Source organism: Veillonella sp. (assembly GCF_019414865.1).
In the GTDB taxonomy this organism is placed as follows: domain Bacteria; phylum Bacillota; class Negativicutes; order Veillonellales; family Veillonellaceae; genus Veillonella.
Genome location: NZ_DXLG01000013.1, coordinates 1 through 22,193, shown reverse-complemented (window position 1 = coordinate 22,193; position 22,193 = coordinate 1). Strand labels below are relative to the sequence as shown.

The window sequence follows — 22,193 nt, the reverse complement described above, 5'->3', positions numbered from 1 at the left end:
TATGTAGAAAATCTGTTACTATATGTATGAAAAGCCTTGCCAACAAGGGAATTATTGTATATACTTAGGATGTAATATTAATACTAGGTCATAAAAGGTGGTCCCATGAGTCGGTTAAAGAAGCAAGAGCGCCAGAAGCAGTTACAAGAAAAACTGAATATTACGCCATTTCTTACTGATGAAGAATTGGCTACGCATTTTAATGTAAGTGTGCCAACGATTCGTCTAGATCGTCTAGAGTTGGGCATTCCTGAATTGCGTGAACGCATACGCGTCATGGCTACAGGTCAATCACAAGAAGCGGTAGAACATGTACCGTACGAAGTGGTTGGTGAACTGATCGATGTTACGGAAGGACAACAAGCCTTATCAATGCTACGTACTACTTCTGACATGGAAGATCGATTTGGATATGTAGAGCCACAGTATTTATATGCTCAAGCAAATTCCCTCGCAAAGGTAGTCATGGGGACTACTGTTTGTTCTGCGGAGGTTGGAAATATAAAATATAAAAACCCAGTTGGAGCTGGTACTAATTTGGTGGCAAAAGCAGAAATTGTGCGTCGCCGTGGTAATAAGTTCTTTATTTGGGTCATTATACGAGATAAAATAAAAGAAGTATTTCGCGCAAAATTTATTATGGAATCCGTAGAGAATAGGGTGTAGATTATGAAAATTGCAATAGACGCCATGGGTGGCGACTTTGCTCCATTGGAGACTGTACTAGGATCTATTGAAGCCGTACGAGCAAATGAACACATTGAAGTGGTGCTCGTCGGCGATGAGCAGCAAATTTTTAATATATTAGAAGCTAGGAATGAAGCTAAGAATCCACGCATTTCTGTACATCATGCCAGTCAAGTTATCGGTATGGATGAGCATCCAGGACAAGCATTGCGTAAGAAAAAGGACGCATCCATTGTGGTAGCAACATCTTTAGTTCGTGATAATGTTTGCGATGCCGTGATTGCTCCTGGTAGCACAGGTGCTGCTGTAGCAGCTGCATTGTTTGGCCTCGGTCGTATTAAGGGGGTTGATCGCCCAGTTATTGCAACCCCGATGCCAACAGTTAGTGGTATTACTGTTATGTTAGATTCTGGTGCTAACTCAAATTGTAAACCAAAACATCTTGTACAAGGTGCATTGATGGGTTCTGAATATGCAAAACTTTTATTAGGTAAAGAAGAACCTACAGTAGGGTTATTAAATATTGGCGAAGAAGCCACTAAGGGGAACGATGTCGTTCTAGCCACATATCCAATTTTGGAACGTATGAAAACTATTAATTTCAGTGGTAATATTGAAGGCCGTGATATTCCCAAAGGGGTCGTAGATGTTGTTGTTTGCGATGGTTTTGTCGGTAATGTGGTACTTAAATTCGCAGAAGGCTTGGTAACAGGTCTTACACAATTAGTGAAGGATAGCATTATGGCAGGTAGTATTTTTGCCAAAATTGGTGCTATGCTTGTAAAGCCAGCTTTAAAAAAGATGGCAAAACGCTTAGATCACACAGAAAATGGTGGTGCTCCACTCTTAGGGGTTAACGGGGTGTTTATGATTGCTCATGGTAGCTCCAAAGCTAAAGAGATTAAAACTGCTATTGAAATTGCTAGTGATTTAGTAGAACGTAAAATTATTCAACACATAAGAGAAACAATGGATATTGAAGGAGCCTTGAAGTATGACTATGATGAGTAAACCGGTTGGAATCATTGGTACTGGGAGCTTCCTTCCTGACAATGTAGTAACAAACTTTGATCTAGAAAAAATGGTTGATACCAATGACCAATGGATTAGAGAACGTACTGGTATTGAGGAACGACGCATTGCACCGGAAGGTATGAATACATCCTATATGGCGACTGAGGCAGCAAAAAAAGCTATGCAAATGGCTAAGGTTAGTGCCGAAGATATAGACGTGATTATTTTTGCTACCTTAACACCGGATATGATTATTCCTTCAGCCGCTTGTGTATTACAAGCGAATTTAGGCGCTAAGAATGCAGCGGCCTATGATTTACAAGCTGCATGCTCTGGCTTTGTATATGGATTGATTACTGCAGCTAGCTATATTAGCTCCGGTTTATACAAAAAGGTGCTCGTTGTGGGCGCTGAAATTCTCTCCCGTCGAGTAAATTGGAAGGATCGTAGTACAAGTATCCTCTTTGGTGATGGCGCTGGTGCCGCAGTAGTATCTGAAGTCCCTGAAGGTTATGGCATTAAAGGTGTTGATATGGGTGCCGACGGTACTGGTGGTCCATCTCTTTGTATTCCTGCAGGTGGTACAGCCGTAGTTGCCAATGATCAACGCATTGAAGAAGGTTTAACATTCATTCATATGGATGGTTCTGAAGTATATAAATTTGCTGTTAAAACGATGGGGCGTACTGTTTTAAAATCTTTAGAACGAGCTGGAATGGAACTTAATGAGTTGGATTTCTTCATTCCACATCAAGCAAATATTCGTATTATTGATTCGGCTGCAAAACGCTTACATATGCCGATGGAAAAAGTATTTGTTAATTTACATAAGTATGGTAATACATCTGCCGCGTCTGTAGCGATAGCTTTGGACGAAGCTAATCGTGAAGGGCGTTTCAAACGCGGCGATAATGTTGCGTTTGCAGGATTTGGTGCAGGCCTTACATGGGCTAGCCTTGTCTTGAAATGGTATTAAGGAGGACACATCAAGATGATTAAGACTGACATTTGTGATTTATTGCAGATTGAGTACCCAATCTTACAAGGTGGTATGGCTTGGCTCGGTACTGCAGAATTAGCGGCAGCTGTTTCCGAAGCGGGTGGCCTTGGTATCATTGGGGCTGGTCATATGCCTCCTGATATTTTCCGTAATGAAATTCACAAATTAAAAGAGCGCACAAACAAACCATTTGGTTGTAATATTATGCTCATGTCTCCATTTGTTAAAGAAGTTATGGAAGTAGTTGTGGAAGAACGCGTTCCTGTAATTACAACAGGTGCTGGTAATCCTGGCGTGTATATTCCAGCTTTAAAAGAAATCGGTACTAAAGTAATCCCTGTAGTTGCTTCCGTATTACTTGCAAAACGCTTGTTGCGTGGTGGTATTGATGCAATTATCGCAGAAGGTACAGAATCTGGTGGTCACGTAGGCGATATTACTACTATGGCATTGATTCCACAAGTAGTAGATGCTGTAGATGTTCCAGTTATCGCAGCTGGTGGTATTGCTGATGGCCGCGGTATGGCTGCAGCCTTTGCATTAGGCGCTCATGCAGTACAAATGGGTACGCGATTCGTATTATCCGAAGAGTGTATTGCTCATGAAAACTATAAGAATGCAGTATTGAAAGCAAAAGATCGTGCTACTGTTATGACTGGTTTAACAACAGGTCACCCTGTACGTATCATTGATAATGCATTAGCTCATAAATATAAATCCCTTGAATTTAGCGGTGGTTCCAAAGAAGATTTAGAAAACTTAGGTGCAGGCACACTTCGTAAAGCTGCTATTGAAGGTGATGTAAAAGAAGGCTCTGTAATGATCGGTCAAATCTCTGGTATGTTAACAGATGTTAAACCATGTGCAACTATTATCAAAGATATCATGGCTGAAACTGAAACTGTAATTAAAAACCTTCAAGGTCTTGTTAAATAAGGAGGCCCTTATGAAAACAGCATTTGTTTTTCCTGGTCAAGGTTCCCAAAAAGTAGGCATGTTACAAGATTTGTACAATGCATATCCTATTGTGAAACAACGTTTTGAAGAAGCTGACGAAGCGCTTGGTTATTCTATTTCCAAATTGTGCTTTGAAGGTCCTGATACTGAACTTGTTAAAACTGCAAATACACAACCAGCTATTTTAACTGCATCAGTAGCTTGCTATGAAGTTCTTAAAGAACAAGGCTTTACACCTGATATCGTAGGTGGTCATAGTCTTGGTGAATACAGTGCTCTTGTAGCGGCGGGTGTATTGAATTTTAAAGATGCTGTGTATGTTGTTCATAAACGCGGTGAATATATGCAAGAAGCTGTGCCATTGGGCAAAGGTGCTATGGCAGCAATTCTAGCTTTACCTCGTGAACAAGTTGTAGAAATTTGTAAAGAAGTTAACGATTCTGTTGGTTCTGTGCAAGCAGTTAACTTCAACTGCCCAGGTCAAATTGTTATTGCTGGTGAAACAGCAGCGGTAGAAACTGCAGCAGAAAAGATGAAAGAAGCTGGTGCAAAACGTGCTGTTATGCTTCCTGTAAGTGCTCCATTCCACAGCCGTTTGATGGAACCTGCAGCTCTTCGTTTAAAAGAAGAGTTGGATAAAATCCAAGTGAGCGATGCTCAAATTCCTGTAGTGGCAAATGTGACAGGTAAAATTTTGACTAATGCAAACGATATTAAAGAATCCTTAGTTACACAAGCTGCAAACCCTGTATTGTGGGAAGACTGCGTAGCTGAAATGGTTAACTTTGGTGTAACTCGATTCGTTGAAGTAGGTCCTGGTAAAGTACTTACTGGCTTTACTAAAAAGATCAATAAAGATATGGAATTAGCCAATGTTGATGACATTGCATCCTTAGAGAAAACGCTTGAATTTTTGAAAGGGGTTCGATAAAATGCATTTAGAGGGTAAAGTAGCCATTGTAACTGGCGCATCCCGTGGCATTGGTCGCGCTGTAGCTATCAATTTAGCACAATCTGGTGCTGATGTGGTAGTTAACTATAGCGGTAGCGAAGGTGCAGCTCAAGAAACTGTTGAAGCTGTACAAGCTTTAGGCCGTAAAGCCATTAAAATTAAAGCTAATGTAGCTAATGCTGATGAAGTTGCAGCTATGGTGGAAGAAGCTCATAAAGAGTTTGGTCACATTGATATTCTCGTAAATAATGCGGGGATTACGCGTGATGGTTTATTGATGCGTATGAAAGACGAAGATTTTGATGCTGTTATAGATATCAACCTTAAAGGTGTATATTTAGTAACTAAAGCAGTATCTAAAATCATGATGAAACAACGTTCTGGTCATATTATCAATATGACATCTGTTGTAGGCGTTATGGGTAATGCGGGTCAAACTAACTACGCAGCATCTAAAGCTGGTGTAATTGGTTTTACTAAATCCTGTGCTAAAGAATTAGCAAGTCGTGGCATTACTGTTAATGCTATTGCACCAGGATTTATCAATACTGATATGACTGATGTATTACCAGAAAAAGTTAAAGAAGCTATGGTTGCAGAAATTCCATTGGGCCGTATGGCTAATGCTGAAGAAGTAGCGACAGTAGCAACATTCCTTGCTAGCGATTTTGCTAACTATATTACAGGCCAAGTCATCAATGTAGATGGTGGTATGGTGATGTAGTTTCAAAATTAGACTATATATAAATACACTTTGAAAGGAGGTGAACCACCAATGAACACTTTCGATAAAGTAAAAGCAATCGTTGTGGAACAATTAGGCGTTGATGAAGCTGAAGTTACCATTGATTCTACATTCATCGACGACTTAGGCGCTGACTCCTTAGATATCGTTGAATTGATCATGGCATTCGAAGAAGAATTCAATGTTGAAATCCCTGACGATGTTGCAGAAAAAATCAAAACCGTTAAGGATACAGTAGAATATATTGATTCTGCTAAATAAGCTGTAAAGCTGACAATTCAGCCGCACGGGAGGCCGAGTGGCCTCCCAACCGGTTTTATTTACAGGAGGATTTGATAGTGAAGCTCCCTGAACTTCGCATTGGGAATCTAGTGGCCAAAGTACCTATCATTCAAGGTGGTATGGCGATTAGATTGTCTACAGCTCGCTTGGCAGCAGCCGTTGCAAATGAAGGTGGTATCGGCCTTATTGCAGCATCCGGTTTGCCATTTGATGAATTACGATACGAAATACAATTAGCTAGAAAATTATCACCTACGGGTATTATTGGTATAAATGCGATGGTAGCCGCAACACAATTTGCTGGCTTAGTTAAAACTGCCATCGAAGAGGGCATTGATCTTGTAGTAGCAGGTGCTGGTTTTTCAAGAGATATGTTCGCAATGGGCAAAGAGTCTGGTACGCCAATCGTACCAATTGTTTCGTCCGCAAAATTAGCTCGCATTTCTGAAGGTTTAGGTGCAGCAGCAGTAATCGTAGAAGGCTGCGAAGCTGGTGGCCACTTGGGGACTGATCGTTCCGCTCGAGAAATCGTTCCAGAAGTTGTAGCTGCTGTTAAAAACATTCCAGTTATTGGTGCTGGTGGTGTTCTTGATGGTCGTGACATCGTAGAAATGTTGAAATTAGGTGCTAGTGGCGTTCAAATGGGTAGCCGTTTTGCTGCTTCTGATGAATGTAATGCATCTGATGAATTGAAAAAAATGTATGTACGGGCTACTAATCCTGAGGACATTGTATTAATTCAAAGTCCTGTAGGTTTGCCTGGACAAGCCATTAAAAATAAATTTGCTGAATCTGTATTAGACGGTACTGTAGCACCTCCAACGGTGTGTGATAACTGTTTGAAACATTGTTCCCATAAATTCTGTATCATCCGTGCTCTATCTCGTGCACAACAAGGTGATGTAGAAACAGGTTTGGTGTTCTCTGGCAATAATATGAGAAAAGTCGACAAGATTATGCCAGTTAAAGATATCTTTGCTCAACTCAAACAGCAAGTAGCAGAGATTGATTAATTTAAAAGGGCTGTATAGCTATAAGAGGTGGAATAATTGGAAAAACGTGTAGTAATTACTGGCTTAGGGGCAGTGACTCCTGTAGGTATCGGTAAAGAGAACTTCTACAATGCGTTATTGGCAGGTCAATCTGGTATTGGGCCAATTACACGCTTTGATGCATCTGAATATGCAACACGCATTGCTGGTGAAGTAAAAGATTTTGATGTTACAAACTATGGCGTAGACAAGAAAGAAGCTCGTCGTATGGACCGTTCTGTAGAATTGGCTATCGGTGCTGCTGTTCTTGCTTGTGAAGATGCTGATCTTGATTTGGATAAAGAAGATTTAGATCGTTGTGGTACTGTAGTTGGTACTGGTATTGGCGGTATCGACTCTATCCATGAAGTATATGAAACATTATTCGAAAAAGGTCCTGGCCGTGTAAGTCCATTCGCAGTTCCTATGATGATTGCAAATATGACATCTGCACGTGTATCCATCCGTCTTGGCCTTAAAGGTCCTGTTATTACAGACGTAACAGCTTGTACTTCCGGTACAAATGCTATTGGCGATGCTTTCCGTATCATTCAACGTGGTGATGCTGATATCATGTTTGCCGGTGGTACTGAAGCGGCTGTATCTCCTGCAGCTGTAGCTGGTTTCGCAGCTATGAAAGCTATGTCTACACGCAATGACGAACCAACAAAAGCTTCTCGTCCATTTGACCGCGATCGCGATGGTTTCGTAATGGGTGAAGGTTCTGGTATCGTTGTTCTTGAAGAATTAGAACACGCAAAAGCTCGTGGTGCTCATATCTACGCTGAAGTTGTAGGTTATGGTACTAATGGTGATGCTTACCACATTACTGCACCAGCTCCAGGTGGTGTACAAGCTCGTAAATGTATGGAATTAGCAATTAAAGATGCAGGTATCGATCCTAAAGACGTTAACTACATCAATGCTCATGGTACATCTACTGGCCTTAATGACAAAAATGAAACATTGGCTATTAAAGAATTATTCGGCGATCATGCTAAAGACATCGCTGTTAACTCTACAAAATCCATGACAGGTCACTTGTTAGGTGCTGCTGGTGCTATCGAAACTATCGTTATGGCGATGGCTATCGAAACTGGCAAAGTTCATCCTACAATCAACTGTGACAATCCTGATGAAGGTTTGGATCTTGACTATGTTCGCGAAGGTGCACGTGACCTTCAAGTTAAATGTGCTCTTTCCAACTCTTTCGGTTTTGGTGGTCATAACGGTACACTTTGCGTACGCCGTTATGAAGGCTAATGGTAGCTGTTGAAGCGCATAAGAGTAAGATGACACAAGCTCGTGAAGAATCTCTTCATGGGCTTGTTGCTCGTTTAGACATACCTGTGTCAGATATATCCATTTTAGATTGTGCTTTTACACATACATCTTATGCGAATGAACATAAATCAAAGCATATTAATCACAATCAGCGATTAGAGTTTTTAGGCGATGCTGTTTTGGATCTTATTATTGGGGAATACCTATTTAAGACATATCCAGACATGGCAGAAGGTAATTTGACGAAAATTAAGGCTGCTACAGTGTGTGAGGATTCTTTAGCATCTGTAAGTCGTTCTTTGCAATTGGGGCAATATTTATTGCTCGGTCATGGTGAATGTGCTTCTGGTGGTAATAATCGTAATTCTATTTTAGCGGATACCTTTGAGTCTCTCATTGGTGCTATCTATATTTCTACAGATTACCAAACGGCGATGAACTTCGTTTTAAAACATCTCATTACGTATATCAAGCAAGCTTTAGAAGGTAAACGGGGCAAAGATTATAAAACCTTGTTACAAGAATATGTGCAACGGGATGGTGATAAACATATCGTCTATCGTTTGCTCAGTGAAAGTGGTCCCGACCATGCTAAGACCTTCCATATGGTGGTCGAAATCAATGGTGTTACTTACGAGGCCGGCTCTGGTAAAAGTAAAAAAATTGCAGAACAACATGCGGCTCAATTAACGTTAGAAAAGTTAATGGCCAAATAGAAAAGCGCCTAATGGCGCTTTTTTCTGTATAATAGTATATAGAATAATCAATATATTTATTTAATGATTTTCATATATAAGATCTTATATCTTAATATATTAATGGCGTAGCTCAAGACCCAATACATGGATTTTAATGTATTAACATATAAGATTTGTAACTAATATGATTTTATATAAGAAGGGAGGGTGACTATGAAACCATTTGGTATGATACCATTTTTTATACCTCATGTGGGGTGTCCTTATGTATGTACATTTTGTAATCAATCTCGTATTACAGGCCAATCTGGTATTAGTCACCTAACTCCAGAATATATACAGCAAACTATTAAGGATTATATTGGGACCAAACGTAACGATAAGTTTTGGGAAGTCGCCTTCTATGGAGGTTCCTTTACAGCCATTCATCGCGATTTGCAACATCAATTATTAGCTCCTGCTTCTGAGATGCTTAAGCGCGGTATAATTGATGGTATACGTTGTTCAACGCGGCCTGATGCTGTTGGGGATGAGGCTATCTCATTGTTACAATCCTATGGCGTAAAAACAGTAGAGCTTGGTGTACAGTCTATGAATGATGGTATTTTGGTTGATGCTAAGCGCGGTCACACAGCTCAAGAGGTAGTAGATGCTGTTGCGCGATTAAAGCGACGTGAAATAACTGTAGGTATTCAGCTTTTACCAGGATTAAAAGGTGAAACTTGGGAAACCATTCTAGAAACCGCTATTGCTGTAGTTAAACTAGAACCAGATTTTGTACGAATCTATCCTGTTCTTGTTATAGAAAATACGGAACTAGCAGATCAATATAGATCTGGTGAATATAAGCCGTTAAGTACTGAGCAAGCTATTACATATTGTGCATTCTTAAAAGAATGGTTTGAAGAACATAACATTGAAGTTATACGCACTGGATTACAAAGTAGTGAAGAGCTCGATTCGGGTAATAGCTTGATAGCCGGTCCCTATGAGCCAGCCATGGGCGAGCTTGTCGTAAATGAGCAATTTAAACAACGTATAGAAAGGTGTATTGATGAACACTTTTCTTTAAGGCGTTTTTCATCACAGAGTTTTTCAGGCTACCCGTATTCTTATATTGGTTCACCATCGAGTAATCACTATAGCCATAAGGTTGAGTGTAGAACTCATGCGAATCAAAAGGATAGGTTGACGAAACATAAGATACGAATTTCTTATCCAAGAAGCCTTACATCAAAGGTACGAGGCCTTAAAAATCGCAATATTTTATACTTCCAAGAAACATATCCTCAATTTAGCATAGATTGGTGTGAAGATAGTACGAGAAATACTGTTCGTTGCTGTATTGATGGCCTACAATATATGTTATAATAAAAGATATGATTATTCGGGGTTGTTAGTAGAAAGGAGGCAGTCATGCAATTACTTCGGTTAGAATTAAAGGGCTTTAAATCGTTTGCAGATAAAACGGTTGTAAAATTCTCACCAGGAATGACTGCCGTTATTGGGCCTAACGGAAGTGGTAAAAGTAATATTACGGATGCTATGAAATGGGTTTTAGGGGAATCCAATGTCCGTAACTTACGTGGTCAAAAAGCAGAGGATATTATTTTCTCTGGTACGGAAAAACGTAAACCAATGAGTGCAGCTGAGGTTACACTTGTATTTGACAATAGTGACCATCAATTAGATGTGGATATGGCTGAGGTTGCTATTACACGCCGTATTTATCGTACTGGTGAAAGTGAGTTCCTTATCAATAAACGCTCTTGTCGTTTAAAGGATATTCATCTTTTATTAGCTGATACAGGCCTGGGGAAAGACTCAATGGCTATTATCGGTCAGAACCGCATTGATGCTATTTTGAATTCAAAGCCTGAAGAACGTCGTTTGATCTTTGAAGATGTAGCAGGTATTTCTCGTTTTAAAATCAATAAAGAAGATGCATTGCGTCGTATTGCTAGCACAGACCGAAATATGGAACGCGTACGCGACGTAATGGCTACCATCGAAGAGCAACTAGGACCTTTGTCTGAAAAGGCGGAAAAGACTAAAAAATATATGACCTTAAGTCGTACAAAGCGCGACTATGATGGGGCATTAGGCTTTCACAATTATAAGACCTCTAATCGTTTATTAACGCGTTTCGAAAATGATAATATTGCATTTAAGGATGAAGAGATTGAGCTTCAAACTGAATTGTCTAAATTGGAAGCGCGCCGTCATACCTTGCAATCCGCATCAACAAAAGAGCAAGAACAACTCAAGTTGTGGGAAGCTCAGTATACGGAAAAGCAACGTGATGAAGAACGTTTAGCAGGTCATTTACGTCTGTTAGATGAGCAGCTGAAGACAGCTCGTCGTGAATTAGATGAAACATCTATGCGTATTAGCGAATTGGAAGCTACGCAAAAGGGCGAAGAACAACAATTGCGCATTTTAAATCAATTGATTCAAGATGAAAGTGCTCAATTAGTAGAAAAAGAGTCTAAGCTTGAAGAGTTAGAATCTAATTATAAAAAAGCTGTTGAAGATGTAAGTGCTGAGCAAGCTAAGTTCCAGTCCTTGCAGTCTAATCGAGAAGTCTTTGAGCAACATCAATTAGAACTTGTGAGCGCTATTGAAACAGCAAAGGCTAGTATTCGTAGCTTAGAAGCTCGTAAGGCTGAATCTACAAAACAATGTGAAGTTTTAAAGGATGAAATAGCTCAAGTAGATAGTGAACTACAAGCAGCACGTGCTGAATATGAAACACTTGGTCAGAAATTTACTGCTATTTCTGCACAACGACAAGCCCTCGTTGATGGTGGTAAAGAAGCAGTTATACAAGCTCGTGAGGAACGCAAAGAGTTACAAAAACTTCGCACCCAAGAACAACGTGCAAAAGGCCGTTTAGAGCTCTTAGCTCAATGGGAAGAACAGCATGAAGGTTACTTAGAAGGTACTAAGAATATTCTAAATGGTAAGGGCGCTTGGCGTGAACAGATTACGGGCGCCGTTGGTGATCTCTTTACAGTTGAGGACAAATATACGACAGCTATTGAAACGGCATTAGGCGGTAGTGTTAACCACGTTGTGACTACTACAGCTCGTGCTGCTGCAGAAGGCGTTAATTATTTGAAATCTATCCAAGGTGGTCGCGTAACCTTCTTACCGATGGATTCTGTAAAAGGGAAACCCTATGATACGCCTGCTTTACATGAAAGTTGTGTCATAGGCACGGCTGTTGATTGTATTTCCTTTGATAATACATACGCTCATATTTTCCAATATCTATTAGGTCGTACGTTAGTAGTATCCTCTATGGATGATGCTATTGGATTACAGAAGAAATATAACCAACAATTGCGCATCGTTACCCTTACAGGGGAACAATTCCAACCTGGTGGTTCTTTAACGGGTGGTGCTACAAAGCGTAAGCGTGCCTCCGTATTGAGCCGTAAGGAAGAGGCTGCTAGTCTTGAACAAGAGCTTGTACAAATTGAAGAACAAATCCGCTCTTTAACAGCTAGCTTAGAAAACTTGGAAAAACGGGTTGAAGAGGCTGAAAAAGAACGAGGTACCCTTGATGAAAACTACCAACATACTAATTTACTCTATGTGGCTAGTGAAACAAAGGTACAAAATATACAAAATCAAATGGACCGTAAGAAACGTGTTCTTTCTGAAGAAGAGCAACGTTTAGTTCAAATTGATATTGATTTAGCCACTACAACAGCTAACTTAAAAGACCAAGAAACAGCATTGGCTTCCTTACAAGAAAATCATGGTGTAGAGGGCAATCAAGGGGCCTTGATGGAGCGTTTAACTGTATTGCAAAAGATACAGCAAGAGGCGTATGAAGCTTTCACAGAGGCACGCCTCACCTGTGATACGTTGCGACAAACCATTAAGGAACGTGAAGCTCAGCGAGAACAACGTAATCAATCCATTGCTAACATTGTAGAGCGACTAACACCGTTACGTAATTTGTTAATTAGCACTACAGAGCGCTATGAAGTGGAGCTACCAAAGGCTAAAGAATTGGCAGACCGAGAATTGGCTTCTGCTACAGCGGAGGTTGAACGATTGCGTGCACTTCGCGATGAGGCTTATGATAAAACATCTACAGGACGTGAAGAGATGGAATCTATCCTCGGTGAGCAAGATCGATTGAACCAACGATATAAAGTCGTTCAAGGTCGACTCGTCGATATGGAAGGTAAGATTACACGTCATCGCATGGATTGTGAGCGCTTTGTAGAAGAACTACAAGAGTTAGGCTTTACCTTAGAAGATGCGCAGGCTCTTCGCATTGAAGGCTCTGTAAACGATTGGAAGGATGAGCAGGCTCGCTTGATGGCAGAAATTGCCGAACTAGGCCCAGTCAATCCGAACGCTGTTGAAGAATACGAAGAAACTAAAGAGCGTTATGACTTCTTAACTACACAGTTAGCAGATTTAGATACGGCGAAAGAGCAATTGCAAGCTGTTATTGCTGAAATGGATAAGGCTATGAGTACACAGCTATACGATGTATTAGATGTAGTAGGCCGCAGATTCCAAGAGGTATTTAGCCAACTATTTGGCGGTGGTACGGCTCAAATTGTATTGACTGACCCAGATAATATCTTAACTGGTGGTATCGATTTCTACATTCAGCCGCCAGGGAAGAAACGACAACAATTGACCTTGTTATCCGGTGGCGAGCGTGCTCTTACGGTTATTGCTTTATTGTTCTCGTTCCTAGACTATCGTCCAGCTCCATTCTGTGTGCTTGACGAAGTTGATGCAGCGCTTGATGAAGCCAATGTAGAACGATTTAGTTCTTACTTAAATCGGGTAAATAAAGAAACACAATTTATCGTAGTATCGCATCGTAAAAAGACGATGGAAGCTGCCGAAGTTTTACAAGGGGTGACCATGGTTGAACGGGGCGTATCGCGATTATTAACAGTAGCATTTGAAGATGTGAAGGAGGATCTAGCATAATGGCATTTGGATTCTTTAATAAAATTAAAGAGGGCTTAGAAAAAACTCGTAAGTCCTTTGTAAAAAATGTAGAGACAGTTATCATTGGTTATGCAGAAATTGATGATGATTTCTTAGATGATTTAGAAGCAGTTATGCTTACTAGTGACCTTGGTCCTAAAACGACAGAATATTTGATGAAAGAAATTCGTCGTGGTGTAACAGAAGGTATTATCAACAATACTGGTGATGTAATGCCATTTATGGAAGACCGCATTACAGAAATGCTAGTTGACCAAGAGGACGAAATTACACTACACCATCCAGAGGTTATCCTTGTTGTGGGGGTAAACGGCGTTGGTAAAACAACAACTATCGCTAAATTGGCTAATTACTACACAAAAGAAGGTAAAAAGGTTATCATTGCTGCAGGTGATACATTCCGTGCCGCTGCAGCTGACCAATTATCCATTTGGGCAGATCGCGTAGGTGTGCCTATCGTTAAACATAAAGAGGGCGCTGATCCAGCAGCCGTTGTATACGATGCTATGGAAGCGGCAAAAGCTCGTAATGCAGACCTTGTTATCGTCGATACTGCAGGTCGTCTACACACTAAAGTTAATCTTATGGAAGAACTTAAGAAGATGGGCCGCGTAGCTAATAACCACGTAGAAGGGGCACCGCATCAAACATTGCTCGTTCTCGATGGTACGACAGGTCAAAATGCTGTAAGCCAAGCTAAATTATTTGGTCAAGCCGTACCAGTAAATGGTATTGTGGTGACTAAACTTGATGGTACAGCAAAAGGTGGCGTAGTTATCTCTATTAAAGAGGAATTAGGCGTACCTGTTCGCTGGATCGGCGTTGGCGAAGGCATGGATGACTTGCGTCCATTTAATGCGAAAGAATTTGCTAATGCACTATTTAATAAAGGAATGATTCAAGGTGACAAATAAATATAACCGGGAATTCTTACTTGAATATGTAGAATCTGAAAATAAAAAAAATGAATGTAATGTTAGCCTAGAAAATATGGAAAAGATTGTTGGTTTAATCGAGTATTTCGGCATTGAATTATATCGTCCTATTACAAGATTGCTACTTTCAAACTGGGAAGAGATTACAGAACGTATTAATAACTATACTGAATCAGATTGGATGATGGCTGATGAAATTCAAAAGACTACGCCTACATTAGATCGTTTCTCCATTGCTATGCTCATCGAAGTATTAGAAGGAGAGGATACGTTGAACCAAGCAGAAAATGCAGGTCGCCGTCTTTCAGAGGAAGAGCTCAAAGCTATCCGTAAACATCAGGATGAACAGTAATGAAACATAATACATATAATTATGAAGGGGGCCAACCATTTAAAGTGGAGGCGCCCTTTACGCCTACAGGGGACCAACCAACTGCGATTCAGTCTTTAACAGAAGGTATTGAACGCGGTGAATGGGCCCAAGTTTTACTCGGTGCCACTGGTACAGGTAAAACCTTTACAATGGCTAAAGTTATCGAGGCCGTTCAAAAGCCAACGCTGATTATTGCTCATAATAAAACCTTAGCTGCGCAGTTATGTAGTGAGTTTAAAAGTTTCTTCCCAAATAATGCGGTAGAATACTTTGTGTCTTATTACGATTTCTATCAACCAGAAGCATATATTCCTTCCAGTGATACGTATATCGAGAAGGATGCGTCTATCAATGATGAAATCGATAAACTGCGACATAGCGCTACGATGAGCCTCTTTGAGCGCCGCGATGTTATCATCGTTGCCTCTGTTAGTTGTATTTATGGCTTAGGTGACCCTGAGGACTACTCTGAACTCGTGTTGTCCTTGCGCTTAGGGCAGACGAAATCTCGTGATGAAATTCTGTCTAAACTCGTAGATATTCAATATACGAGAAATGATATGAACTTTATCCGCGGTACCTTCCGTGTACAAGGGGATACTATCGAGATTTTCCCTGCTGCGTATAGTGAAAGAGCCATTCGAGTGGAACTCTTTGGCGATGAAATCGATCGCCTCGTTGAGGTAGATGCTTTGACTGGTGAAGTGATTGCTGAACGCAAGCACGTTGCGGTCTATCCAGCATCTCACTATGTAACAACGAAAGATAAGATGCGTATTGCTGTAGAGCGTATTGAAGCTGAATTAGACGAACAATTAGCTAAGTTGAAAGCTGCTGACCGTCTATTAGAGGCTCAACGTCTTGAACAGCGTACCCGTTACGATATAGAAATGATGCAAGAAATGGGCTATTGCTCAGGCATCGAAAACTATTCCCGCCACATGTCTGAACGTAAGGCTGGAGAGGCACCATACACATTGATAGACTATTTTCCAGATGACTTCCTCATCATGGTGGACGAGTCTCATGTAACCATTCCTCAAGTACGGGCCATGTACAATGGTGACCGTGCTCGTAAAGAATCCCTTATCGAATATGGGTTCCGTTTACCATCTGCACTCGATAATAGACCACTTCAATTCGATGAATTCGTAGAACGTATCAATCAAATCGTCTATGTATCAGCCACACCTGGTCCGTATGAAATGGAAGTGGAAACGAATATTGCAGAACAAATTATTCGTCCTACAGGTTTATTAGATCCATCCATTGAAATTCGTCCTATTAAGGGACAAATGGATGATTTACTCGGCGAAATTCATAAGCGTGCAGCTAAGAATGAACGCGTTCTCGTTACGACCTTAACGAAAAAGATGGCTGAGGACTTAACAGAGTTCTTGAAGGAAATGGGCGTCCGCGTTCGTTATCTTCACTCTGATATTGTTACTATCGAGCGTGCTGAAATCATCCGTGATTTACGGGCTGGTGTATTCGATGTACTGGTTGGTATTAACTTGCTCCGTGAAGGCCTAGATATGCCAGAGGTTTCCTTGGTAGCTATCTTAGATGCGGATAAGGAAGGTTTCTTACGTTCTGATACAGCTATGATTCAAACAATCGGTCGGGCAGCTCGTAATGTGAACGGTCACGTTATCATGTACGCTGACCGTGTAACAGGTTCTATGCAACGTGCTATCGATGAAACAGATCGCCGTCGTGCTGTGCAAGAGGCTTATAATATTGAACATAATATTACGCCTAAGTCTGTCTCTAAAGATGTAAAAGAACTTATTGAGTTGACGAAAATTGAAGAAGATATGGTTACCGATGGGAAGGACTTTTCACCGAAGAAAGGAAAAAAGAAAGCCTCTTCAGCAGGTATGGACCATGGACATGAACCATATGCACAAGATACATCCACTCCTAAGGTGGCAGATATAACGCCAGAAGAGTTATTCAATAAAATTGAAGAACTTGATCGTCAAATGAAGGCCGCTGCAAAGCAGCTTGAATTTGAAAAGGCAGCAAAGCTTCGTGACCAATTAGGAGAACTACGTCAACAATGGTCCGATATGCATAGTGCAGGTGAAAGCAAGTTGAAAAAGCCTACATCTAGCAAGGGTAAAAAACGTACAAGTTCAAAGAGTAAATCTTAAGTAGCAGTAACATACATTCATATATTGTAAAAATATTACCTGAATGTAATAAATCGAATCTATATAGATTGTAAGAAAACACATAGATTATATAGACTATATGTGCGATAATATACATATATTATTTCATGTTAGTAAAAATAGAGATGATGCCATTTGGTATCATCTCTTTAAATAGGGAACATAATGAAAGATCAATTGATAGTAAAAGGTGCGCGTCAGCATAACCTTAAAAATATAGATATAGCCTTACCACGAGATCAGTTTATCGTTTTGACTGGCCTTAGTGGTTCTGGTAAATCATCCTTAGCATTTGATACGATTTACGCAGAAGGGCAACGACGCTATGTAGAGTCCTTGTCTGCGTATGCTCGTCAATTCTTGGGACAAATGGATAAACCTGATGTAGATTATATTGAAGGCTTATCTCCAGCGATTTCTATCGATCAAAAGACAACAAGCCGTAATCCTCGTTCTACAGTCGGTACTGTAACGGAGATTTACGACTACTTGCGTCTATTATTTGCTCGTGTAGGTCATGCCCATTGTCCAGAATGTGGTAAGCCTATTACACAACAAACAATACAACAAATGACAGATGATGTAATGAGCTTCCCAGAAGGTACAAAGATTTTAGTATTAGCCCCTATGATTCAAGGAAAAAAAGGGGAGCATAAATCCGTCTTTGAACAACTTCGTAAAGAAGGCTTTGTTCGTGCCCGCGTAGATGGCGTTGTACGTACATTAGATGAAGAGATTGTATTAGAAAAAAATAAAAAACACTCTATCGATATCGTAGTAGACCGCCTCGTTGTAAAAGAAGGCATCGAATCCCGCTTGGCAGACTCTATGGAGACCGCATCAAAATGGGCAGAAGGCATCGTAGTGATTCAAGAGGTAGACGGCCCTGAACACATGTATAGTCAACACTTTGCATGTCCAGATTGTCATATTTCATTACCAAAAATTGAACCGCGCATGTTCTCCTTCAACAGCCCATTTGGTGCTTGCCCAGCTTGTTTGGGTATTGGATCCACTATGGAAGTAGACGAAGAGCGCGTTATTCCAGATGGCTCTATTAGCTTTGCCGATGGTTGTGTGCAAGCATTGAGCTCTAATCCTAATGCATGGTTTATGCGTCAAGTAGAAGGCCTATTAAAAGCTAATGGATATTCTTTAGACTCTACCTATGATGAATTGCCAAAAGCATTACAGAAAAAAGTCATGTATGGCACGACGGATAAGGTAGCTTTCACCTATGAAAATATGAGAGGTGAAGTAAAGGAATTCTTTACAGAGTACGAAGGTATTTTGCCGATGGTAAAACGCCGTCATAGTGAAGCATCTACCGATTCTATGCGTGAAGAGTTTGAAAAATTTATGTCCATAAAGCCGTGTACTACATGCCATGGTGCTCGTCTTAAACCCGAAGTATTAGCGATTACTGTAGGGGATAAGAACATCAATGAAGTAACGCAATTGACCATTAAAGAAGCACTGGACTTCTTTGGTAATTTACAGTTAACTGAGCGGGAACAAGTGATTGGTGCTCAAATTCTGAAGGAAATCAATGCTCGCCTTGGCTTCCTCAATAATGTAGGCCTTGATTACCTTACTATGAACCGTAGTGCAGGGACCCTTTCTGGTGGTGAAGCACAACGTATTCGCTTGGCCACACAAATTGGCTCTGGTCTTGTTGGTGTATTGTATATTCTAGATGAACCGTCTATCGGTTTACACCAACGAGATAATGATCGTCTCATTGATACATTGAAAGGCTTACGTGACTTAGGCAATACATTGCTCGTTGTAGAACACGACGAAGATACAATGCGTGCTGCGGATTACCTCGTAGACATCGGACCAGGAGCAGGTGAGCATGGTGGTCAAATAATTGCAGCTGGTACTGTTGACGAAGTGATGAAGGTTGAGAACTCCATTACTGGTCAGTACTTGAGTGGACGTAAGTTTATCGCCCTTCCTGAAGAGCGCCGTAAACCAGGTAAGAATTGCATCGAAATTCGTGGTGCGAAGGAAAATAATTTACAAAATGTAAATGTAAAATTCCCTATCGGCCTATTTAATGTGGTTACCGGTGTCAGTGGTTCTGGTAAGTCTACCTTAATCAATGAAATTCTTTATAAAGGTTTAGCTAATCAGTTGTACCGTTCCTTCCATAAGGTGGGGGCTCATAAAGAAATCCGTGGCTTAGAACATATTGATAAAATCATCAATATTGACCAAAGCCCTATCGGTCGTACACCTCGTTCTAATCCTGCCACATATACAGGTGTGTTTGATGCTATACGCGAGCTTTATAGCCAAACACCAGAGGCTAAGATGCGCGGTTATAAACAAGGTCGCTTTAGCTTTAACGTAAAAGGCGGTCGCTGTGAAGCGTGTCGTGGCGATGGTATTATCAAAATTGAAATGCACTTCTTGCCAGATGTATATGTACCTTGCGAAGTATGTAAAGGCGCTCGTTATAATCGCGAAACCTTAGAGGTTAAATATAAAGGCAAATCCATTGCCGATGTATTAGATATGACGGTAGATGATGCAGTAGAATTCTTTAGCGCGATTCCTAAAATTCATCGTAAGATGGTTACCTTACAAGAGGTAGGTCTCGGCTATATCCGTTTAGGTCAAGCTGCCACAACATTATCTGGTGGTGAGGCTCAACGCGTTAAATTAGCTACTGAACTGGCTCGTCGTAGTACAGGCAAAACCCTTTACATCCTTGATGAACCTACTACAGGCCTACATGCTGAAGATATTCGTAAGCTCTTAGATGTACTACAAAAACTTGTCGATGGTGGAGATACAGTGGTTGTTATTGAACATAACTTAGATGTTATTAAGATGGCGGATCATATCATCGATTTAGGTCCAGAAGGCGGTAATCGTGGTGGTACCATTGTAGCAACAGGTACGCCTGAGCAAATTGCCAAGGTGAAAGAAAGTTATACTGGCAAATTCTTAGGTCCTGTATTAGAACAAACTAAGAAGTTTATGAAAGCAGCTAAAAATAAGAAATAAAATAAAGCATTATATTTAGTTTCTATAAAAATCATAAGGGAAATAGAATACATTTTCTAATCATTTATCATGGACATATCTTAGAAAAGAATGTATTCTATTTCCTTAAAATCTATAAGGAAAGGAGGACATATGCCATCTGAAGAATTACTAGAGAAGGTTAGTCATTTGCCGACTACGCCCGGTGTGTATTTATGGCGTGATCAGTACAACCGCATCATCTATGTAGGTAAGGCTATTAATTTACGTAATCGCGTGCGGTCTTATGTGCGTAATGATGCTAACCGAGCCCCTAAGGTTACGGCTATGATGAAGCGTGCTGTCGATGTGGAGATTATCCAAACAAAGACAGAGATGGAGGCTCTCATATTAGAGAATACACTTATCAAGGAGCATGAGCCTAAATACAATATTCGGCTCCGCGATGATAAGACCTATCCGTATGTGAAAATCTCTGTTCAAGAAGATTATCCTCGCGTATATATGACACGTCGCCTTGAACGTGATGGGGCAAAATATTTTGGCCCTTTCACAGATGTAACATCGGTTCATGTAGTATTGAAATTGATACGCCAGTACTACCCACTGCGCACATGTAAGTCTATGAAGGTAGAGCGCCCATGTTTGCAATACCATATGCATTACTGTGAAGCGCCGTGCTTTAATAAAATATCTATACCGGACTATCGGAAATACATCGATGAAATCATAGAGCTCTTTGAAGGAAAGCCTATACCATTGTTGAAGGAAATCAAAGAGAAGATGGAACTAGCTGCAGAAGACTTACGATTTGAAGATGCAGCACGGTATCGAGATCAGTTGAGCAGCATTGAAAAAATACAAGAAAAGCAACGTATGGTTACACAACGGGGCGACTTAGATGTATTAGGGATTGCTGTTGATACATCTATGGCCTGTGTACAGCTATTATTCATCCGTGGTGGACGACTATTAGGCCGTGAGAATTATTTTGTTCAACACGATGGAGATACTCCAGAAACGATTATGACGGACTTTATCAAGCAATACTATGGGGATACGAACTTCATTCCGAAGGAATTATTATTACCTATGGATAGTTCTGATAGAGACTTATTAAGTGAATGGTTTACACAGCTCAAAGGTCAGAATGTAGACGTATCTGTGCCTCAGCGTGGCTATAAGATGGATATGATCAAGATGGCCCATGAGAATGCAGAAACCTTCCTTGAAGAGCGCCGTCGTCAATGGCAGTACCAAATTGATAAGACCGGTGGGGCTGTAAAAAAATTAGCGGAAGTCCTAGACTTGCCGCGATTACCAGAGCGTATGGAATGTTTCGATATCTCTCATACTCAAGGGGCTGAAACGGTAGCATCTATGGTTGTCTTTGAAGGTGGTAAACCAGCGAAGAAGGAATATCGTCGCTTTAAATTGAAGACTACGCAAGGCAAGCCTGATGATTTTAAGTCTATGGCAGAAATTATGGAACGACGCTATGGTAAGGAAACAGATTGGCCTATGCCTGACCTCATTATCATCGATGGTGGTAAAGGACAGCTCAACGCAGCCTTGCCGTTAATACGTGCCGTAGGTGTTACTGATGTGCCTGTTATATCCTTGGCTAAACGCATTGAAGAGGTTTTTGTAGAAGGGCAATCTGAAAGTATCATTTTGAGCCATCACACGCCAGAGCTTCAATTGCTGCAACAAATACGTGACGAAGCCCATCGATTTGCTATTACGTACCATCGTAAGCTTCGTGGAAAACGTAATTTAGAATCCATTCTAGATCATATTGAAGGGATTGGCCCTAAACGCCGAAAGGCATTATGGACTCACTTCAATAGTTTAGAAGCCATGAAAGAAGCATCCATTGATGAGCTTTCAAAGGTGGAATCTATGAACTATAAGACGGCAGAAACACTATATAATTTCTTCCGCATGTCTAAGGTAGAAAAACAAGATATGTTGAAATAAAAAAGAGCATCTTATTTGAGATGCTCTTTTACTGTATGTACGCCGAATAGGCATGACTAATCCCCCAGTTAAACTGGGGGTTGGCAAAA

17 protein-coding genes are annotated in these 22,193 nt (G+C 40.6%); all 17 read left to right on the top strand.

What is annotated here, in order from left to right:
- Positions 1-105: 105 nt before the first annotated feature.
- The 17 genes from fapR (at position 106) to uvrC (ending at position 22,104) form a co-directional block, all read left to right on the top strand.
- Positions 106-666, top strand: a complete 561-nt coding sequence (fapR, locus tag QZ334_RS01575) for a transcription factor FapR (RefSeq protein WP_060924754.1) — start codon at positions 106-108, stop codon at positions 664-666.
- A gap of 3 nt (positions 667-669) precedes the next feature.
- Positions 670-1,698: a phosphate acyltransferase PlsX gene (gene plsX / locus QZ334_RS01570; RefSeq protein WP_060924753.1), complete on the top strand. Its 1,029-nt coding sequence runs from the start codon at positions 670-672 to the stop codon at positions 1,696-1,698.
- Positions 1,682-2,677 (top strand): beta-ketoacyl-ACP synthase III, encoded by a 996-nt coding sequence (locus tag QZ334_RS01565; protein ID WP_024066056.1) that lies wholly within the window; start codon positions 1,682-1,684, stop codon positions 2,675-2,677. The genes plsX and QZ334_RS01565 overlap by 17 nt, the downstream gene beginning before the upstream one ends.
- Before the next feature lie 15 nt (positions 2,678-2,692).
- On the top strand, positions 2,693-3,637 hold the full coding sequence (gene fabK, locus QZ334_RS01560) for an enoyl-[acyl-carrier-protein] reductase FabK (protein ID WP_060924751.1): 945 nt from the start codon (positions 2,693-2,695) through the stop codon (positions 3,635-3,637).
- Positions 3,638-3,647: 10 nt separating this feature from the next.
- Positions 3,648-4,589, top strand: a complete 942-nt coding sequence (gene fabD / locus QZ334_RS01555) for an ACP S-malonyltransferase (RefSeq protein ID WP_295231368.1) — start codon at positions 3,648-3,650, stop codon at positions 4,587-4,589.
- Between the two features lies 1 nt (position 4,590).
- Positions 4,591-5,334: a 3-oxoacyl-[acyl-carrier-protein] reductase gene (gene fabG, locus QZ334_RS01550; protein WP_105085447.1), complete on the top strand. Its 744-nt coding sequence runs from the start codon at positions 4,591-4,593 to the stop codon at positions 5,332-5,334.
- Between the two features lie 51 nt (positions 5,335-5,385).
- Complete coding sequence (locus tag QZ334_RS01545; RefSeq protein WP_004693441.1) at positions 5,386-5,616, top strand: acyl carrier protein; 231 nt, start codon at positions 5,386-5,388, stop codon at positions 5,614-5,616.
- Between the two features lie 77 nt (positions 5,617-5,693).
- Complete coding sequence (locus tag QZ334_RS01540) at positions 5,694-6,650, top strand: NAD(P)H-dependent flavin oxidoreductase (RefSeq protein WP_005386972.1); 957 nt, start codon at positions 5,694-5,696, stop codon at positions 6,648-6,650.
- A 36-nt stretch (positions 6,651-6,686) separates the two neighbouring features.
- Positions 6,687-7,931 (top strand): beta-ketoacyl-ACP synthase II, encoded by a 1,245-nt coding sequence (fabF, locus tag QZ334_RS01535; RefSeq protein WP_295231365.1) that lies wholly within the window; start codon positions 6,687-6,689, stop codon positions 7,929-7,931.
- Complete coding sequence (rnc, locus tag QZ334_RS01530) at positions 7,931-8,668, top strand: ribonuclease III (protein WP_257846634.1); 738 nt, start codon at positions 7,931-7,933, stop codon at positions 8,666-8,668. The genes fabF and rnc overlap by 1 nt, the downstream gene beginning before the upstream one ends.
- 195 nt (positions 8,669-8,863) lie before the next feature.
- On the top strand, positions 8,864-10,021 hold the full coding sequence (locus tag QZ334_RS01525; RefSeq protein WP_295231362.1) for an elongator complex protein 3: 1,158 nt from the start codon (positions 8,864-8,866) through the stop codon (positions 10,019-10,021).
- A gap of 45 nt (positions 10,022-10,066) precedes the next feature.
- Entirely contained in the window at positions 10,067-13,621 is a 3,555-nt protein-coding gene (smc, locus tag QZ334_RS01520) for a chromosome segregation protein SMC (protein ID WP_295231359.1), read from the top strand.
- Entirely contained in the window at positions 13,621-14,556 is a 936-nt protein-coding gene (ftsY, locus tag QZ334_RS01515; protein WP_024066706.1) for a signal recognition particle-docking protein FtsY, read from the top strand. Before smc ends, ftsY begins: the two co-directional genes overlap by 1 nt.
- 76 nt (positions 14,557-14,632) lie before the next feature.
- A complete protein-coding gene (locus tag QZ334_RS01510) occupies positions 14,633-14,929 on the top strand; it encodes a hypothetical protein (protein ID WP_233542569.1) in 297 nt (98 codons plus the stop codon).
- Entirely contained in the window at positions 14,929-17,106 is a 2,178-nt protein-coding gene (uvrB, locus tag QZ334_RS01505; RefSeq protein ID WP_295231354.1) for an excinuclease ABC subunit UvrB, read from the top strand. Before QZ334_RS01510 ends, uvrB begins: the two co-directional genes overlap by 1 nt.
- A 186-nt stretch (positions 17,107-17,292) precedes the next feature.
- Positions 17,293-20,145, top strand: a complete 2,853-nt coding sequence (gene uvrA, locus QZ334_RS01500; protein ID WP_295231351.1) for an excinuclease ABC subunit UvrA — start codon at positions 17,293-17,295, stop codon at positions 20,143-20,145.
- Positions 20,146-20,277: 132 nt separating this feature from the next.
- Positions 20,278-22,104 carry an excinuclease ABC subunit UvrC gene (uvrC, locus tag QZ334_RS01495; protein WP_295231348.1) on the top strand — a complete coding sequence of 609 codons (1,827 nt, stop codon included), beginning with the start codon at positions 20,278-20,280 and terminating at the stop codon, positions 22,102-22,104.
- Positions 22,105-22,193 lie beyond the last annotated feature (89 nt).

Excerpts from the sequence above, each read along its gene's own strand:
- fapR (WP_060924754.1), top strand. The coding sequence starts at position 106 with ATGAGTCGGTTAAAGAAGCAAGAGCGCCAGAAGCAGTTACAAGAAAAA.
- plsX (WP_060924753.1), top strand. The coding sequence starts at position 670 with ATGAAAATTGCAATAGACGCCATGGGTGGCGACTTTGCTCCATTGGAG.
- QZ334_RS01565 (WP_024066056.1), top strand. The coding sequence starts at position 1,682 with ATGACTATGATGAGTAAACCGGTTGGAATCATTGGTACTGGGAGCTTC.
- fabK (WP_060924751.1), top strand. The coding sequence starts at position 2,693 with ATGATTAAGACTGACATTTGTGATTTATTGCAGATTGAGTACCCAATC.
- fabD (WP_295231368.1), top strand. The coding sequence starts at position 3,648 with ATGAAAACAGCATTTGTTTTTCCTGGTCAAGGTTCCCAAAAAGTAGGC.
- fabG (WP_105085447.1), top strand. The coding sequence starts at position 4,591 with ATGCATTTAGAGGGTAAAGTAGCCATTGTAACTGGCGCATCCCGTGGC.
- QZ334_RS01545 (WP_004693441.1), top strand. The coding sequence starts at position 5,386 with ATGAACACTTTCGATAAAGTAAAAGCAATCGTTGTGGAACAATTAGGC.
- rnc (WP_257846634.1), top strand. The coding sequence starts at position 7,931 with ATGGTAGCTGTTGAAGCGCATAAGAGTAAGATGACACAAGCTCGTGAA.
- QZ334_RS01525 (WP_295231362.1), top strand. The coding sequence starts at position 8,864 with ATGAAACCATTTGGTATGATACCATTTTTTATACCTCATGTGGGGTGT.
- smc (WP_295231359.1), top strand. The coding sequence starts at position 10,067 with ATGCAATTACTTCGGTTAGAATTAAAGGGCTTTAAATCGTTTGCAGAT.
- ftsY (WP_024066706.1), top strand. The coding sequence starts at position 13,621 with ATGGCATTTGGATTCTTTAATAAAATTAAAGAGGGCTTAGAAAAAACT.
- QZ334_RS01510 (WP_233542569.1), top strand. The coding sequence starts at position 14,633 with ATGGAAAAGATTGTTGGTTTAATCGAGTATTTCGGCATTGAATTATAT.
- uvrB (WP_295231354.1), top strand. The coding sequence starts at position 14,929 with ATGAAACATAATACATATAATTATGAAGGGGGCCAACCATTTAAAGTG.
- uvrA (WP_295231351.1), top strand. The coding sequence starts at position 17,293 with ATGAAAGATCAATTGATAGTAAAAGGTGCGCGTCAGCATAACCTTAAA.
- uvrC (WP_295231348.1), top strand. The coding sequence starts at position 20,278 with ATGCCATCTGAAGAATTACTAGAGAAGGTTAGTCATTTGCCGACTACG.